This is a genomic window from Vibrio qingdaonensis (assembly GCF_026191675.1).
Taxonomy (GTDB): domain Bacteria; phylum Pseudomonadota; class Gammaproteobacteria; order Enterobacterales; family Vibrionaceae; genus Vibrio; species Vibrio qingdaonensis.
Map to the genome: position 1 here is coordinate 1 of NZ_JAKRRY010000032.1, position 14,454 is coordinate 14,454.

A 14,454-nucleotide genomic window follows, 5' to 3' on the forward strand; every position below is an offset into this window, starting at 1 on the left:
TCCCTTGATACCGCATTTTGTGAGGATAACTCTCGTATTAGAGCGGACGATCGAGCAGAGGCTTTTGCTAGGATCAGGCAGATGAGTTTGAACCTATTAAAGAGTGAGACCACGTTTAAAGGTGGCATTAAACGTAAACGGATGAACTGTGCAATGGAGGAAAACTACCTAAGTAAGGTTCTTGTAAGCCTTACGTAGCGGGGATGTTCATGCGGTTTCCGTGCGCAATGGATGAAAACTACCTAAGTAAGGTTCTCGTAAGCCTTACGTAACGGTGATGTTCATGCGGTTTCCGTGGATCAAGAGGAAGCAGAAGAAAGCAAATCGAAGTAACGCTTATCTTTCTCAAGTCCTTGCAGGGCAAGGGGCTTCGTAATCTTGCCCTGAATCTCATCATCACTGACATTAATTATATACCCTGTTTTTATGCTAGCAGGGTAGTAAAAGTATTATTCACAATTTATAGAAGAACAATTATGTTTATACCCGTCATTATGGCTGGTGGCTCAGGCTCTCGACTATGGCCACTATCACGCTCGGCTTTTCCTAAGCAGTTTTTAGCATTAGGTAATCAAGACTCCCTGACAATGTTGCAGTCAACATTAGACCGAATTAGTGGAATGTCGACATCTGAAGCGATCATTATTTCTAATGAAGATCACCGCTTTGTTGTGGCGGAGCAGCTTCGTACTTTTGGGCAGAAAGCTAGGATTATATTAGAACCTGCTGGGCGAAATACCGCACCTGCTATCGCACTTGCAGCAATGCAGGCCATAGCGCATGGTGATGATCCTGTGATGTTGGTATTAGCAGCAGATCATGTTGTAAAAGATACTCCCGCTTTCCAAGAGTCAATTCGTAAAGCCCAAGTTGTTGCAGATGCTGGTAAGCTAGCGACTTTTGGTATTGTTCCAACAGCACCAGAAACTGGGTACGGCTATATTAAACGGGGCACTCAGGAAGGCGAAGCGGGTTATGTTGTTGATCAGTTTGTTGAAAAGCCTCAACTAGACGTCGCTGAGCAATACGTTGCGAGTGGTGAATATTATTGGAACAGTGGCTGCTTTATGTTTAAAGCCAGTGTCTTCCTAGGAGAGCTTAAAAACTACTCCCCAGAAATTTATGAATGCTGCTTGAAAGCCACCAATGGCACGACAGAGGATATGGATTTTATCCGTGTTGATAAAAGCGAATTCTTAAAGTGTCCGGATGATTCTGTTGATTACGCCGTTATGGAACGCACTGATAAAGCGGTTGTCGTGCCAATGGACGCAGGGTGGAGTGATGTAGGCTCGTGGTCTGCGTTGTGGGAAGTGTCAGAAAAAGACGGTGCGGGCAATGTAATTCATGGAGATGCAATAACAGAAGACACTGAAGGGTGCTATATCTATGCACCGAATAAGCTCGTTGCCTCTGTTGGTGTGAAAGATATTGTGGTTGTAGAAACCAAAGATGCGGTTTTGGTCGCTCATAAAGACAATGTTCAACAGGTTAAGAAAATAGTTGAGCATCTAAAAGCAGAAAACCGAGCAGAGTTCAGAGAGCACAGAGAAGTGTACCGCCCTTGGGGTAAATCAGACGCTATCGATGGCGGTGAGCGTTATAAAGTAAACAGAATCACAGTGCAGCCAGGTAAGAAACAGTCACTTCAAATGCACTATCATCGTGCAGAGCACTGGGTGGTGGTTTCTGGTACCGCAAAAGTGAGCAGCAATGACAAACAGCAGATTATCACAGAAAATCAATCGCTATACATACCAGTAGGCGTAAGCCACATGGTGGAAAACCCAGGCCAAATGCCGTTAGAGCTTATTGAAATACAATCAGGTTCATACCTAAACGAAGATGATGTAGTACGTTTAGAGGAAAGTAAATAATGACTAATTTAACATGTTTTAAAGCTTATGATATCCGTGGCCAGCTAGGTTCAGAGCTAGATAATGATATCGCATACCGAATTGGTCGCGCTTACGGTCAGTTTTTAAAAAGTGAAAGTGCCGAAGAAAAAACCATAGTGGTCGGTGGTGATGTTCGACTAACCAGTGAAGAGCTTAAGCTTTCTTTGGCGAACGGCATCATGGATGCAGGAGTACATGTCTTAGATATTGGTCTGTCGGGCACTGAAGAGATCTACTTTGCCACGTTTCATTTAGGGGTTGATGGTGGCGTAGAAGTAACGGCCAGTCACAACCCGATGGATTACAACGGTATGAAATTGGTTCGTGAAGGCGCTAAGCCAATTAGCGGTGATACTGGCTTGAGAGATATTCAGACTCTTGCAGAAGAGAACGTGTTTGTTAATGTCGTAGAAAAAGGCACGTACAAGAAGATAGATATACTGAATGATTATACTGACCATTTAATGGGATACATTAACCCAGAAAACATCAAACCGATGAAGTTAGTGATCAACTCGGGTAACGGTGCTGCAGGTCATGTCATTGACTCTTTGGGAGAGCGCTTCAAAGCACTTAATATTCCACTGGAAATCGTTAAAGTTCACCATGAAGAAGATGGTAATTTCCCGAATGGTATCCCCAATCCATTATTACCTGAGTGTCGTGAAGATACGGCAAACGCAGTGAAAGAACATAAAGCGGATATGGGTATTGCATTCGATGGTGACTTTGACCGCTGTTTCCTGTTTGATGAAAATGGCGACTTTATTGAAGGCTACTACATTGTAGGTCTACTGGCAGAAGCCTTCTTGCAAAAAGAAAAAGGTGCAAAGATCATTCATGATCCGCGATTGTCTTGGAACACAATTGACGTCGTTACTCAAGCGGGCGGTGTACCGGTTATGTCAAAAACAGGCCACGCCTTCATCAAAGAGCGTATGCGCAAAGAAGATGCGATTTATGGCGGCGAGATGAGTGCCCACCATTACTTCCGTGACTTTGCATATTGTGACTCGGGTATGATTCCTTGGCTACTGGTGACAGAATTGCTGTCTGTTAAAGGCATGAAGTTATCTGCAACTGTCAAAGAACGCATTGCTGCGTATCCTTCATCAGGTGAAATCAACTCAAAGCTAGAGAATCCAAAAGAATCTATTCAGCGCGTTCTCGACGCCTACAAATCAGATGCGCTTGAATTTGATGAAACCGATGGTATTAGCTTAGAATTCGCAGATTGGCGTTTTAACTTGCGCTCATCTAATACTGAGCCAGTGGTTCGTTTGAACGTTGAAAGTAAAGGGAGTGTAGCTCAGATGTCTACAAAAACTCAGGATATTTTGAATATTCTAAGGAGTGCTAAATGAAAATATTGATAACTGGTGGTGCGGGTTTTATCGGCTCGGCAGTTGTTCGTCATATAATCAACGACACCAAAGACTCAGTGGTAAACATTGATTCACTGACTTATGCAGGTAACTTAGAGTCACTTGAAGAGATTGACTCAAATGAGCGTTACGCATTTGAGCAAGTAGACATTTGTGACCGCGCAGCACTAGATCGTGTGTTTGCAGAGCACAAACCCGATGCGGTCATGCATTTGGCGGCAGAGTCTCATGTTGATCGATCGATCGATGGTCCTGCTGCTTTTATTGAAACAAATATTGTCGGTACCTACAATTTACTTGAGGCTGCTCGAGCATATTGGATTAATCTTGATAAAGATAAACAGCGAGCATTCCGTTTCCATCACATTTCTACTGATGAAGTATATGGTGACCTCGAAGGTACCGATGACCTGTTTACCGAAGAAACATCTTATGAGCCTTCTTCTCCTTACTCGGCTTCAAAAGCGTCTAGCGACCACTTGGTTAGGGCATGGCTGAGAACTTATGGCCTTCCTACAATCGTGACCAACTGCTCCAACAACTATGGCCCTTATCACTTCCCTGAAAAGCTCATTCCTTTGATGATTTTGAATGCTTTAGACGGTAAATCCTTGCCGGTTTACGGTGATGGCATGCAGATCCGTGATTGGTTGTTTGTAGAAGATCACGCTAGAGCACTATATAAAGTAGTGACAGAAGGCGTTATAGGAGAAACCTATAATATTGGAGGCCATAATGAGAAAGCGAACATCGAAGTTGTTAAGACTATTTGTGCATTGCTAGAAGAGTTGGTTCCGAATAAACCTGAAGGTGTAAAGTCCTATGAAGAGCTGATCACGTACGTGACAGATCGCCCAGGCCACGATGTACGCTATGCGATTGACGCGTCTAAGATTGAGCGAGAATTGGAGTGGAGACCGGAAGAGACCTTCGAATCAGGTATTCGAAAAACCGTCGAGTGGTATTTGAACAACAAACCTTGGTGGAGTCGTGTGCTTGATGGCTCATACAGTTTAGAGCGTTTGGGGGCAGAAAAGTAATATGAAAGGTATTGTATTGGCTGGTGGGTCTGGTACTCGCTTATATCCGCTGACTCGCGGTACTTCAAAACAGCTACTTCCAATCTATGATAAGCCAATGGTTTATTACCCGATCTCTACGCTGATGCTAGCGGGTATTCGCGATATTTTGATCATTACAACACCTGAAGATCAGGCTGGTTTCAAGCGACTTCTGGGTGATGGTAGTGATTATGGCATTAACCTAGAGTATGCCATTCAACCTAGCCCGGATGGACTTACTCAGGCATTCATCATTGGTGAAGAATTCATTGGAGATGACTCAGTTTGTCTTGTTCTTGGTGACAACATCTTTTATGGCCAGGCGTTCAGTAAACAGCTACAGAGTGCTCGAGAATTAACAGAGCAAGGCTTAGCTACAGTATTTGGTTACAAAGTAAAAGACCCGGAGCGATTTGGTGTGGTCGAGTTTGATGCGGACATGAAAGTACTCTCTATCGAAGAGAAACCAAAAGAGCCAAGATCTGATTATGCGGTCACTGGGCTGTATTTCTATGATAATAAAGTTGTGGAACTGGCCAAACAGGTTAAACCATCAGAACGTGGTGAACTAGAGATCACTACACTAAACGAAATGTATCTAAATAATGGTTCTTTGAATGTAGAGTTACTTGGGCGAGGTTTTGCATGGTTGGATACAGGTACACATGAGAGCCTTCATGAAGCATCTTCGTTCGTTCAAACGATTGAGCACGTACAGGGGCTCAAGGTGGCATGTTTAGAGGAGATAGCCTGGCAAAACCAATGGCTGTCTGATGAAGTTTTGAGTGAAATAGCCGGGCCAATGCTTAAAAACGGCTATGGTCAGTATTTGATGAGGCTAATTGAAGACAAGCGCAAAAGAGTGAATAAATAATGAAAGTATTGATTACAGGCTGTCACGGACAAGTTGGTTACTGCCTGGTAGAACGTTTAAATAAGCGTGACGATGTAAAAGTTGTTGCTTATGATCGTGACGCGCTTGATATCACGAGTAAAGAACAAGTTCAGGCTGTAATTGCTCGGTTAATGCCAAACGTTGTGATTAATGCTGCTGCGCATACGGCCGTTGATAAAGCCGAAAGTGATGTCGAACCTAGTTTCGCTATCAATCGTGATGGCCCAATGAACCTTGCGATTGCCGCAGAGAGTGTAGGCGCGTTATTACTGCATATATCAACAGACTATGTTTTTGATGGGAGTAAATCTGAGCCATATTTAGAGTGTGACACAACAGGGCCAAAAGGTGTGTACGGTAAGAGTAAGTTAGCGGGTGAGTTAGCGGTTCAGGAGCATTGCTCGAAATATGCCATCTTGCGCACTGCATGGGTATTTGGTGAGCATGGAAACAACTTTGTGAAAACGATGCTGAGGTTAGGTGCCGACAGACCAGAGCTGGGGATCATCGCAGATCAGCTCGGCGGTCCGAGTTATGCTGGCGACATCGCTGACGCGCTTATCACAATGATGGATAAATTTGCTGTCGCTGATAATGATCTTTCGGGGGTCTATCACTATTCTGGTGCTCCTCATGTGAGTTGGTATGAGTTCGCTAAAGAAATATTCCTAGCTGCTGACAAATATAGTGTTTTGAAAAGTATACCTTTAGTTAATGAAATTACTGCAGATCAGTACCCACTACCAGCGCCTAGGCCAGCTAACTCAAGATTAAATTGCAGCAAAATCGAATCTGTATTTGGAATTGTTCCAAGTGATTGGAAGTTAGCATTGAACAATATTGCGGAATACAAATAATGAAAGTAATTGATACCAAAATCCCAGACGTAAAAATCATTGAACCACAAGTTTTTGGCGATGAACGTGGTTTCTTCATGGAAACTTGGCAGCAAAAGAAGTTTGAAGAGCTGGTTACTGGTGGCAAGCCGACGACATTTGTTCAAGACAATCACTCTAAATCGAAGAAAGGTATTCTGCGAGGTCTACATTATCAGACGGAAAACACTCAAGGTAAATTAGTTCGAGTTGTATCTGGTGAAGTTTTTGATGTGGCTGTGGACGTTCGTAAGGATTCTCCAACATTTGGTCAGTGGATTGGCGTATATCTTTCTGCAGAAAATAAACGACAACTATGGGTGCCAGAAGGCTTTGCCCATGGTTTTTATGTGACGACTGAAGAAGCGGAGTTTGTGTACAAGTGTACAGATTATTATCGTCCTGATGCGGAACACTCGATCCTTTGGAATGACAAAGAGCTTGACATTCAGTGGCCAATTGAAGAAGGTATTGTACCGACACTGTCCTCAAAAGATCTTGACGCTAATTGTTTACGTGAGGCTGTTTATTTGTGATGAAGCTACAGGACTACTTTCTATCTTCAATTAAAAATAGAGACATGTTATTTGCCTTGTCTTCTAGGGAGGTTCAATCTCGCTATAGAGGCTCTCTGTTAGCGAGCGGATGGTTACTATTAACACCTTTTTTTATGTTATTAGTATATTTGTTTGTATTTGGTACAGTGCTGCAATCGAGGTGGAGTACGGGAGAGGAGAGTCAAAGTGAGTTTGCTTTGATACTCTTTCTGGGATTGATATTATTTAATTTTTTCTCAGAGAGTCTAAATCGCTCGACGTCTTTGATAGTATCGAATGAAAATTATGTCAAAAAAGTAGTTTTCCCATTAGAAATAATTCCTCTCTCTTTGATTGTATGTAACATTATTCAACTGATAATTAGTTTAGTAGTTTGGTATATTGGCTATTATCTTGTTTTTGATACTGTTCAGTCAACTTCGCTATATGTTATTCCGATAGTTCTACCGTTCGTAATTATGGTCTTAGCTATTACTTATATTCTATCAGCGCTAGGTGTGTATGTTCGAGATATTTCCCAAATGATTGCGTTGATCACTACCGGGTTGATGTTCTTGTCACCATTATTTTTTCCATTGGAAAAAATACCCGAAGGGTTTAGATTTATTGTAAATTTCAATCCTATTACGATTCCTATAAATAATCTTCGTCAAGCACTTTATTGGGGGGGGGAACCTAATTGGAATCAGTTGGCACTCTACAGTCTGATTGCTTTGCTACTTTTGGTTCTTTCAATTTGGTTCTTTGATAAACTTAGGGATGGTTTTGCAGATGTCTTGTGATTATTCAGTAGAAATCAATGATATAAGTAAAGTTTATGATGTTTATGAAAAACCAATAGATAGACTAAAACAAATGTTCTTAGGTCGCTTTGGTACTTTCAAAACAGAGTTTACAGCCGTTGATAACATCTCATTTAATATAAAAAAAGGCGATGTCGTTGGTATACTCGGTAGAAATGGTTCAGGTAAATCTACTCTACTACAAATGATTTGCTCTACGCTCAGTCCATCAGCAGGTAAATGTAAAGTGCATGGTAGAGTTGCAGCTTTGTTAGAGCTCGGTTCAGGTTTCAATCCGGACTTCACGGGTAAAGAAAATGTATACTTAAACGCAACGTTACTAGGGTTGAGTAGAAAGGAAGTTGATGATAAGTATGAGAGTATCATTGAGTTTTCTGGTGTGCCCCCAGAATTTATTTCTCAACCAATCAGAAACTATTCTAGTGGTATGGTTGTAAGACTAGCATTTTCTGTAATTGCGCATGTTGATGCGGACATTTTGGTTGTTGATGAAGCTCTAAGTGTTGGAGATGCATATTTTGTCCAAAAATGCATGAGGTTTCTTCGAAGCTTTATGGAGAATGGCACTATTATTTTTGTTAGCCATGATACGAGTGCTATATTAAGTTTGTGCAATCGAGCTATTTTGTTAGATTCAGGATCTCTAGTTTTAGATGATAGTCCCAAAAAAGTAGTTGAAACATACTTAGCTCAACTTTATGGCAATGTTAACGAAGATACTGTGAAAAAACACAAAGTCAATGATGACACAGATTACATTGATCAGAGAATGAAATTCATAAATAACAGTAATCTTCGTAATGACATAGATATTTCGATATTTAACGAAGAGAGTTCGGGTTTTGGTGTTGGTGGAGTTGAAGTAACCAAAGTCAAAATACTGGACGATAATAACCAACCTCTTTCGTGGTTGGTCGGTGGAGAATTTGTGTCTATTTGCGTCGAGTGTGAAACGTCGATCGCTTTAGATAGTCCCATTATTGGATTCCAGCTTAAAGACAAGTTGGGGCAAACAATTCTCGCGGATAATAGTTATATTGAGTTTATGAATAAATCGTTGTGCTTTTCTCCTGGCGATAGGTTTGAAACTAAATTTGCATTTCGTTTCCCAACTCTACCTGTTGGTGAGTATTCTCTAGGCATTGCTGTTGCTAATGGAAGTCAGGAAAACCATATTCAACATCAGTGGATACATGATGCATTGATTTTGACCATTAGCTCATCATCTACAGTTCATGGCCTGATAGGTATACCCATGAAAAATATTACTATTGAGAGGTTAACTAGTTAATGTTATATCCAGAGCAATGCCCTGTGTGTGGTGCGCTTGAATTCGAATATATTCCGGTTCTGTGGGCTGAACTTGTGGATGAATGGGAGTTGAATGAAAACCAAAAAAACTATATGAACAAGCAACAAGGCTTAGGTTGCAAAGGTTGTGGAAATAACCTTAGGGTTATGGCAATAGCACATTCATTAATAAGAGAGTACTCTCCAGAAAGCAGATATCTAGATGTTATGATAGACTCAGGTGTGTTTAATGATTTGAGAGTATTAGAAGTCAATTCTGTAGGTAATTTGTCCAGTCATTTACAGAGAATAAAAAATCACAAACATATCGCATATCCAGAGTATGACTTTCAAGCTTTGAGTCTTGAAGACGATACATATGACATAGTGTTGCACTCCGATACCTTAGAACATATCCCAAACTTCAAACTAGCACTGTCGGAAACTCATAGAATATTGAATGTTGGTGGTGTGTGTATATTTACTATACCTTTGATAGTTGAGCGTCTCACTCGTTCAAGGAAAGGTCTACCAGCATCTTTTCATGGAATAGAAGGCAATCGAACCCCCGATTATTTTGTCCATACTGAGTTCGGTGCGGACTTTTGGACATTTGCTCTAGAAGTAGGTTTTTCCGAGCTAACTATTTGTAATTTCGAGTACCCATCAGGGTTAGCAATAAAAATGAGAAAATAAATGGAATACACAGGCGAGAGATATGTTCCTAATGTAGTTAAATCGATGGTGATTACATTGGAGCACTGGCACCGATATATAATGGCGTCTAATTTTATTAAAGGTAAAAAGGTTCTTGATGTAGCGTGTGGAACCGGGTATGGCAGTAATATGTTAAGTCGAACAGCAGACAGTGTTGTTGGTGGAGATATAAGTCGAGACAATATTAATTATTGTAATGAAATATATGATGCTGAAAATCTAACCTTCCAGGTGGAAGATATCGAAAACTTATCATTTTTAGATAACTCATTTGATGTTGTTACCTGCTTTGAAACAATTGAGCATGTAGATGAAGAGACGCAAAAGCGAGCGTTAAGTGAAATAAAAAGAGTTTTGAAGCCTAAAGGAGTATTGTTAATAACAACTCCAAATGTTGACTCTAAACACTATGCAGGCGTAGATAATGAGTTTCATATAAAAGAACTCGATAAATTAGAGTTCTCAGACATATTATCAAAGAACTTTAAAAATGTTAGATTTTCTTCTCAGTTTCAAAGTAGCTGCAGTTTCATTCTTCCTTTGAACGCTAGCGAAAAAAAGCATACTCGATTTCTTAAAAAGAATAAGGCTCCTACCTTTGCGAAAATTAATCTGGAGTGTGAGGTTAATAGTGTTACGGTATATGAAGGTAAATTCTTTATTGCCGGTTGTAGTGATGGGGAGGTGAGTTTACTGGAAAGCAGTACATTATTAGATGATGATAATAGTCTTTATAAAGAATATGATAGCCATATCGCTTCTTTGCAAGAAACGCTAGGCATGAAAGACGAGATAATAGCCGAAAGTAATCTATATATACACTCGTTGAAACAAGCGATTGAAGAGAAAGATGAAATCATTCGAAAACTGATTAAAGAGTTAAAAGATAGTGACTGAAAATCAAGTAAATAGTCAGGTTGACGAGCACTACGTGTTCTTGGATTACCTGAGAGCCGCTGCATCTTTGATAGTAGTATATGCTCATCTGATTGCTGGAAGGGCGGGTGCTGATTATTCACAATCTGTAGTTTCTGAATCAGTATCTCGCTTTCTAATACATCCTTTTGGTATTGTGCAAAATTTCGGTTTTTTTTGCGTTGCTATATTTTTTCTAATTAGTGGCTTTGTTGTCGCACATGTCTCTTTAAAAGAAAGTCCCTCGGAATTTTTATTAAAGAGGTTTTTTCGAATCTTTCCTCCATTAGCGATAGCCATAGCTATTTCTTTTACTATTAGTTTGGTGTTATATTTTTTTACACTTTTGTTGAGAAGCCCTTTATGCGTCTTCCAAAGAAAATCGAGGTCTATAGATGAGTAACAATTGTATATTTACAATAGTATCTAATAACTATATGCATTATGCGCATACATTATTTAATAGTATTGCAGAGCACTCCCCTGATACAACGCTGGTCCTTGGATTGTGTGACAAGAAATTGGATAGCGTTGATTATCCTCAAGGAGCGGAAGTTATTGAATTAGAGCAACTGCAGATTGAAAAATTATCTGGTTTTATTTATCAGTACTCGATTCTAGAGCTAAATACCGCGATTAAACCTTTTATCATGGACATGCTTTTAGATAGAGGGTTTGAAAATGTTGCCTATTTTGACCCCGATATTAGACTTTTCGATAGTTTGGACAGGCTATGGTATGAACTAAATGATCACAATGTTGTTTTAACGCCACATCTAACAGATTTACTTGATGACGATAAGTTACCAGGAGAGTTGGGAATCCTTCAAGCAGGTTCTTATAATTTGGGCTTTATCGGCCTATCAAATGGAAAGGAAGCCAAAAAACTTCTTAAATGGTGGAAAAGCAAATTATATAAGGAGTGTGTTGTAGATTTGGAAAGAGGTTTATTTGTAGATCAAAAATGGATGGATCTTGTACCAAGTCTGTTTGATAAAGTGAAAATAATCAAAGATGACAGTTGGAATGTGGCATATTGGAACCTAAACCATCGCGACATCACTAAGTCTAGTGACACTTATTTTGTAAATGGTAATAAACTTTTCTTTTTCCATTATTCGGGCTACTCGATAAAGGCTAAAACACTAAGTAAACATCAAAATAGATTTATGAAGACCTCTAAAGGTCGAGAGTTGGTTGAGTTGTGTGAGATATACAACAAGGACCTTACAATTAATGGTATAGACAGATACGCTACAATACCTTATTACTATAACGACTTCTGTGATGGCGTTAAAGTTCCGGATTGTGTTAGAAGGGTTATCAAGGATAACAACACTCTTTTTGATCTGGATTATTTTTCCATTATTGATGTCAGAAAACTGCACGGTTACCTTAACAAGAATATAAGAGAAGGTGGTAATGGTGTTCCTCTGAACCGATTGTCAATTGCATACTGGGAATCTAGGAAGGATCTACAGGCAGCTTTTCCAGATTTATATAACACCGACACTGTTCGATATTTAGATTGGCTAGTAAATAGCCCTGAGCCAAGCTTTGGTGAAGAATATTTAGCCCCAATCGTAAATAACCTCAGCTCCCTTAATGTTGGAGAAGTTAAAAATGAAACCCAGCGACGTTTTAATAAAAAAAACGTATTAGAACCTGCTACTAAGTTTTTGGCTAGAAGAATATGGCAATATAAGGATAAAATCCCCTATTCAATCAAAAAACGAATAAAGCCAGGATACGGAAAGCTGGTCTTTTCCCATGGCTACGGGGGGCGTCATCCTTACTCAGAGACAGCAAAAGTGACAACAAATGAAGCCACAAATGATTCTAATGTTGCAAAGGATAAAGCTGGTATAACGATAGCTGGATACTTACATGCTGAAAGTGGGATAGGAGAGGCTACTCGCTGTAACATAAATGCTCTGAATGTTTCGATGCTGCCATATTCGGTTGTCGATTATCGTGTTGGAAATATTTCAAGAATGCAAGGATTGCTTCCTGCCAACGCAGACTTTGGTGCGCGATACGCTACCAATCTTATACATGTTAATGCCGACCAAATGGATGTTTTTGCAGAAAGTGATGAGGGAAAAGCGTGTCTATCAGATGCATACAACATAGGTTTTTGGTATTGGGAGTTGCCTGATTTTCCAGATAAGTTTAATAAGGCAATCGACTTAGTAGATGAAATTTGGGTATCGTCAGATTTTAATAAAAAGAGTATAAGTAAAAAAACTGATAAACCAGTTGTTATTGTACATCCATCTATAGATTTGAAACTCTTACCTCGCCTGGATCGTGAGCATTTTGGTCTCAAAGCTGATGCAACGGTTTTCTTTACAATGGCAGACGCATTGAGTCATTCTGATAGGAAAAACCCTCAAGCCACTGTCGAAGCCTTTTTAGAGGCCTTTGGTAGTACCCCTGAAGCTAATGTACAGTTGCTTCTAAAGTTATCAAATCTAGAACATAATCCCGATTTCAGAAGCTATCTTCGAGATATTATTAAAAAAGATGACAGAATCAAATTACTGGAAGGCTATCTTGATAGAGATGAATTGAGCACCTTAACAAGTTTGGTTGACTGCTACGTTAGCTTGCACCGTGCTGAGGGATTTGGGTTGCCATTAGCAGAAGCTATGTTCTTTGGTAAACCAGTTATCGCTACGGGGTGGTCCGGAAACACCGAGTTTATGAATTCGGATAACTCATATTTGGTGCGTTATAATCTTATTCAAATTGCACAGACTAGTGATCACTCTCCCTATGGGGTTAACTCTCAATGGGCAGAGCCTGATGTACGACATGCTGCACAATGCATGAAGAACATAATCGATCAACCAACTCAAGCCAAGCAAGTGGGATTACTTGGAATGAAAACCATTAGAGATAACTTCTCACCAGAATGTACTTCAACACAAATAAAGAAAAGATTTGAGGCTATTAATGTCGATTGAAACTGCAAATAAAACAGCTGTGATTACAGGTATCACAGGTCAAGATGCCGCGTATCTGGCAGAGCTACTATTGGACAAAGGTTACAAAGTTTACGGTACTTACCGTCGCACCAGCTCTGTAAACTTTTGGCGTATCGAAGAGCTTGGTATTGAAAAACATCCAAATCTAGAGCTCGTTGAGTATGACTTGACGGATCTATCTAGCAGCATTCGACTTCTTCAAGAAAGCGGCGCGGATGAAGTTTACAACCTAGCAGCTCAAAGCTTTGTCGGTGTATCATTCGATCAGCCGCTAACAACCGCTGAGATCACAGGTATCGGCCCTGTAAACCTTCTTGAAGCGATTCGTATCGTTAATCCTAAGATGCGCTTTTACCAAGCATCGACTTCTGAGATGTTTGGTAAGGTTCAAGAGATTCCTCAACGTGAATCTACACCATTCTACCCACGTAGCCCATACGGTGTTGCGAAGCTGTATGCTCACTGGATGGTGATCAACTATCGTGAATCGTACGACATCTTCGCTACAAGCGGTATTTTGTTTAACCACGAATCACCTCTACGTGGTCAAGAGTTTGTTACGCGTAAGATCACTGACTCTGTAGCGAAAATCAAACTTGGTAAGCTTGATGTGCTTGAGTTGGGTAACATGGATGCGAAGCGCGACTGGGGCTTTGCGAAAGACTATGTAGAAGGCATGTGGCGTATGCTGCAAGCAGATAAGCCTGATACGTACGTTTTAGCAACTAACCGTACAGAAACGGTCCGTGACTTCGTTACTATGGCGTTTAAAGCTGCTGACATAGAACTTGAGTGGAACGGTTCAGAAGAGAACGAAACAGCAACAGACAAAGCAACAGGTAAAGTGGTGATGAGAATTAACCCTAAATTCTACCGTCCAGCCGAAGTAGAACTGTTGATCGGTAACCCAGAAAAAGCGCAGAAAGAGCTTGGTTGGGAGCCAAAAACAACACTAGAAGAATTGTGTGCGATGATGGTTGAAGCTGACCTTCGTCGTAACAAGCAAGGATTCTCGTTCTAATCTTTGACGTTATTTTGTAAGATGGCAGCAGTTTTTCTGTTGCCATT

General features: G+C 40.4%; 14 protein-coding genes. All 14 read left to right on the forward strand.

The window, feature by feature from the left end:
• A partial coding sequence (locus MD535_RS19250) for a transposase (RefSeq protein WP_390902962.1) occupies positions 1-198 on the forward strand: 198 nt, incomplete at its 5' end.
• A gap of 278 nt (positions 199-476) precedes the next feature.
• Positions 477-1,877 (forward strand): mannose-1-phosphate guanylyltransferase/mannose-6-phosphate isomerase, encoded by a 1,401-nt coding sequence (locus MD535_RS19255; protein ID WP_265676694.1) that lies wholly within the window; start codon positions 477-479, stop codon positions 1,875-1,877.
• A complete protein-coding gene (gene cpsG, locus MD535_RS19260; protein WP_265676695.1) occupies positions 1,877-3,262 on the forward strand; it encodes a phosphomannomutase CpsG in 1,386 nt (461 codons plus the stop codon). Before MD535_RS19255 ends, cpsG begins: the two co-directional genes overlap by 1 nt.
• On the forward strand, positions 3,259-4,323 hold the full coding sequence (rfbB, locus tag MD535_RS19265) for a dTDP-glucose 4,6-dehydratase (RefSeq protein WP_265676696.1): 1,065 nt from the start codon (positions 3,259-3,261) through the stop codon (positions 4,321-4,323). Before cpsG ends, rfbB begins: the two co-directional genes overlap by 4 nt.
• A 1-nt stretch (position 4,324) precedes the next feature.
• The gene (rfbA, locus tag MD535_RS19270; RefSeq protein ID WP_265676697.1) at positions 4,325-5,218 is read left to right on the forward strand and encodes a glucose-1-phosphate thymidylyltransferase RfbA; all 894 of its coding nucleotides are present in this window, start codon (positions 4,325-4,327) and stop codon (positions 5,216-5,218) included.
• A complete protein-coding gene (rfbD, locus tag MD535_RS19275) occupies positions 5,218-6,096 on the forward strand; it encodes a dTDP-4-dehydrorhamnose reductase (protein WP_265676698.1) in 879 nt (292 codons plus the stop codon). The genes rfbA and rfbD overlap by 1 nt, the downstream gene beginning before the upstream one ends.
• The gene (gene rfbC / locus MD535_RS19280) at positions 6,096-6,650 is read left to right on the forward strand and encodes a dTDP-4-dehydrorhamnose 3,5-epimerase (RefSeq protein ID WP_265676699.1); all 555 of its coding nucleotides are present in this window, start codon (positions 6,096-6,098) and stop codon (positions 6,648-6,650) included. The genes rfbD and rfbC overlap by 1 nt, the downstream gene beginning before the upstream one ends.
• Positions 6,650-7,453 (forward strand): ABC transporter permease, encoded by an 804-nt coding sequence (locus MD535_RS19285; RefSeq protein WP_265676742.1) that lies wholly within the window; start codon positions 6,650-6,652, stop codon positions 7,451-7,453. The genes rfbC and MD535_RS19285 overlap by 1 nt, the downstream gene beginning before the upstream one ends.
• Positions 7,443-8,765 carry an ABC transporter ATP-binding protein gene (locus MD535_RS19290; protein ID WP_265676700.1) on the forward strand — a complete coding sequence of 441 codons (1,323 nt, stop codon included), beginning with the start codon at positions 7,443-7,445 and terminating at the stop codon, positions 8,763-8,765. Before MD535_RS19285 ends, MD535_RS19290 begins: the two co-directional genes overlap by 11 nt.
• Positions 8,765-9,460 carry a class I SAM-dependent methyltransferase gene (locus MD535_RS19295; RefSeq protein ID WP_265676701.1) on the forward strand — a complete coding sequence of 232 codons (696 nt, stop codon included), beginning with the start codon at positions 8,765-8,767 and terminating at the stop codon, positions 9,458-9,460. Before MD535_RS19290 ends, MD535_RS19295 begins: the two co-directional genes overlap by 1 nt.
• Entirely contained in the window at positions 9,461-10,378 is a 918-nt protein-coding gene (locus MD535_RS19300) for a class I SAM-dependent methyltransferase (protein WP_265676702.1), read from the forward strand.
• A 34-nt stretch (positions 10,379-10,412) separates the two neighbouring features.
• Positions 10,413-10,799, forward strand: coding sequence for an acyltransferase family protein (locus MD535_RS26325; RefSeq protein WP_390902963.1), 387 nt, complete (start codon positions 10,413-10,415; stop codon positions 10,797-10,799).
• Positions 10,792-13,365 (forward strand): glycosyltransferase family 4 protein, encoded by a 2,574-nt coding sequence (locus MD535_RS19310; protein ID WP_265676704.1) that lies wholly within the window; start codon positions 10,792-10,794, stop codon positions 13,363-13,365. The genes MD535_RS26325 and MD535_RS19310 overlap by 8 nt, the downstream gene beginning before the upstream one ends.
• A complete protein-coding gene (gene gmd, locus MD535_RS19315; protein WP_265676705.1) occupies positions 13,355-14,407 on the forward strand; it encodes a GDP-mannose 4,6-dehydratase in 1,053 nt (350 codons plus the stop codon). The genes MD535_RS19310 and gmd overlap by 11 nt, the downstream gene beginning before the upstream one ends.
• The last annotated feature ends 47 nt before the right edge of the window (positions 14,408-14,454 follow it).

What these genes read in the sequence shown, in the direction of transcription:
- rfbC (WP_265676699.1), top strand. Translation starts at nt 6,096, where the DNA reads ATGAAAGTAATTGATACCAAAATCCCAGACGTAAAAATCATTGAACCA.
- MD535_RS19300 (WP_265676702.1), top strand. Translation starts at nt 9,461, where the DNA reads ATGGAATACACAGGCGAGAGATATGTTCCTAATGTAGTTAAATCGATG.
- MD535_RS19310 (WP_265676704.1), top strand. Translation starts at nt 10,792, where the DNA reads ATGAGTAACAATTGTATATTTACAATAGTATCTAATAACTATATGCAT.
- MD535_RS19255 (WP_265676694.1), top strand. Translation starts at nt 477, where the DNA reads ATGTTTATACCCGTCATTATGGCTGGTGGCTCAGGCTCTCGACTATGG.
- cpsG (WP_265676695.1), top strand. Translation starts at nt 1,877, where the DNA reads ATGACTAATTTAACATGTTTTAAAGCTTATGATATCCGTGGCCAGCTA.
- rfbD (WP_265676698.1), top strand. Translation starts at nt 5,218, where the DNA reads ATGAAAGTATTGATTACAGGCTGTCACGGACAAGTTGGTTACTGCCTG.
- MD535_RS19285 (WP_265676742.1), top strand. Translation starts at nt 6,650, where the DNA reads ATGAAGCTACAGGACTACTTTCTATCTTCAATTAAAAATAGAGACATG.
- rfbA (WP_265676697.1), top strand. Translation starts at nt 4,325, where the DNA reads ATGAAAGGTATTGTATTGGCTGGTGGGTCTGGTACTCGCTTATATCCG.
- MD535_RS19295 (WP_265676701.1), top strand. Translation starts at nt 8,765, where the DNA reads ATGTTATATCCAGAGCAATGCCCTGTGTGTGGTGCGCTTGAATTCGAA.
- rfbB (WP_265676696.1), top strand. Translation starts at nt 3,259, where the DNA reads ATGAAAATATTGATAACTGGTGGTGCGGGTTTTATCGGCTCGGCAGTT.
- gmd (WP_265676705.1), top strand. Translation starts at nt 13,355, where the DNA reads ATGTCGATTGAAACTGCAAATAAAACAGCTGTGATTACAGGTATCACA.
- MD535_RS19290 (WP_265676700.1), top strand. Translation starts at nt 7,443, where the DNA reads ATGTCTTGTGATTATTCAGTAGAAATCAATGATATAAGTAAAGTTTAT.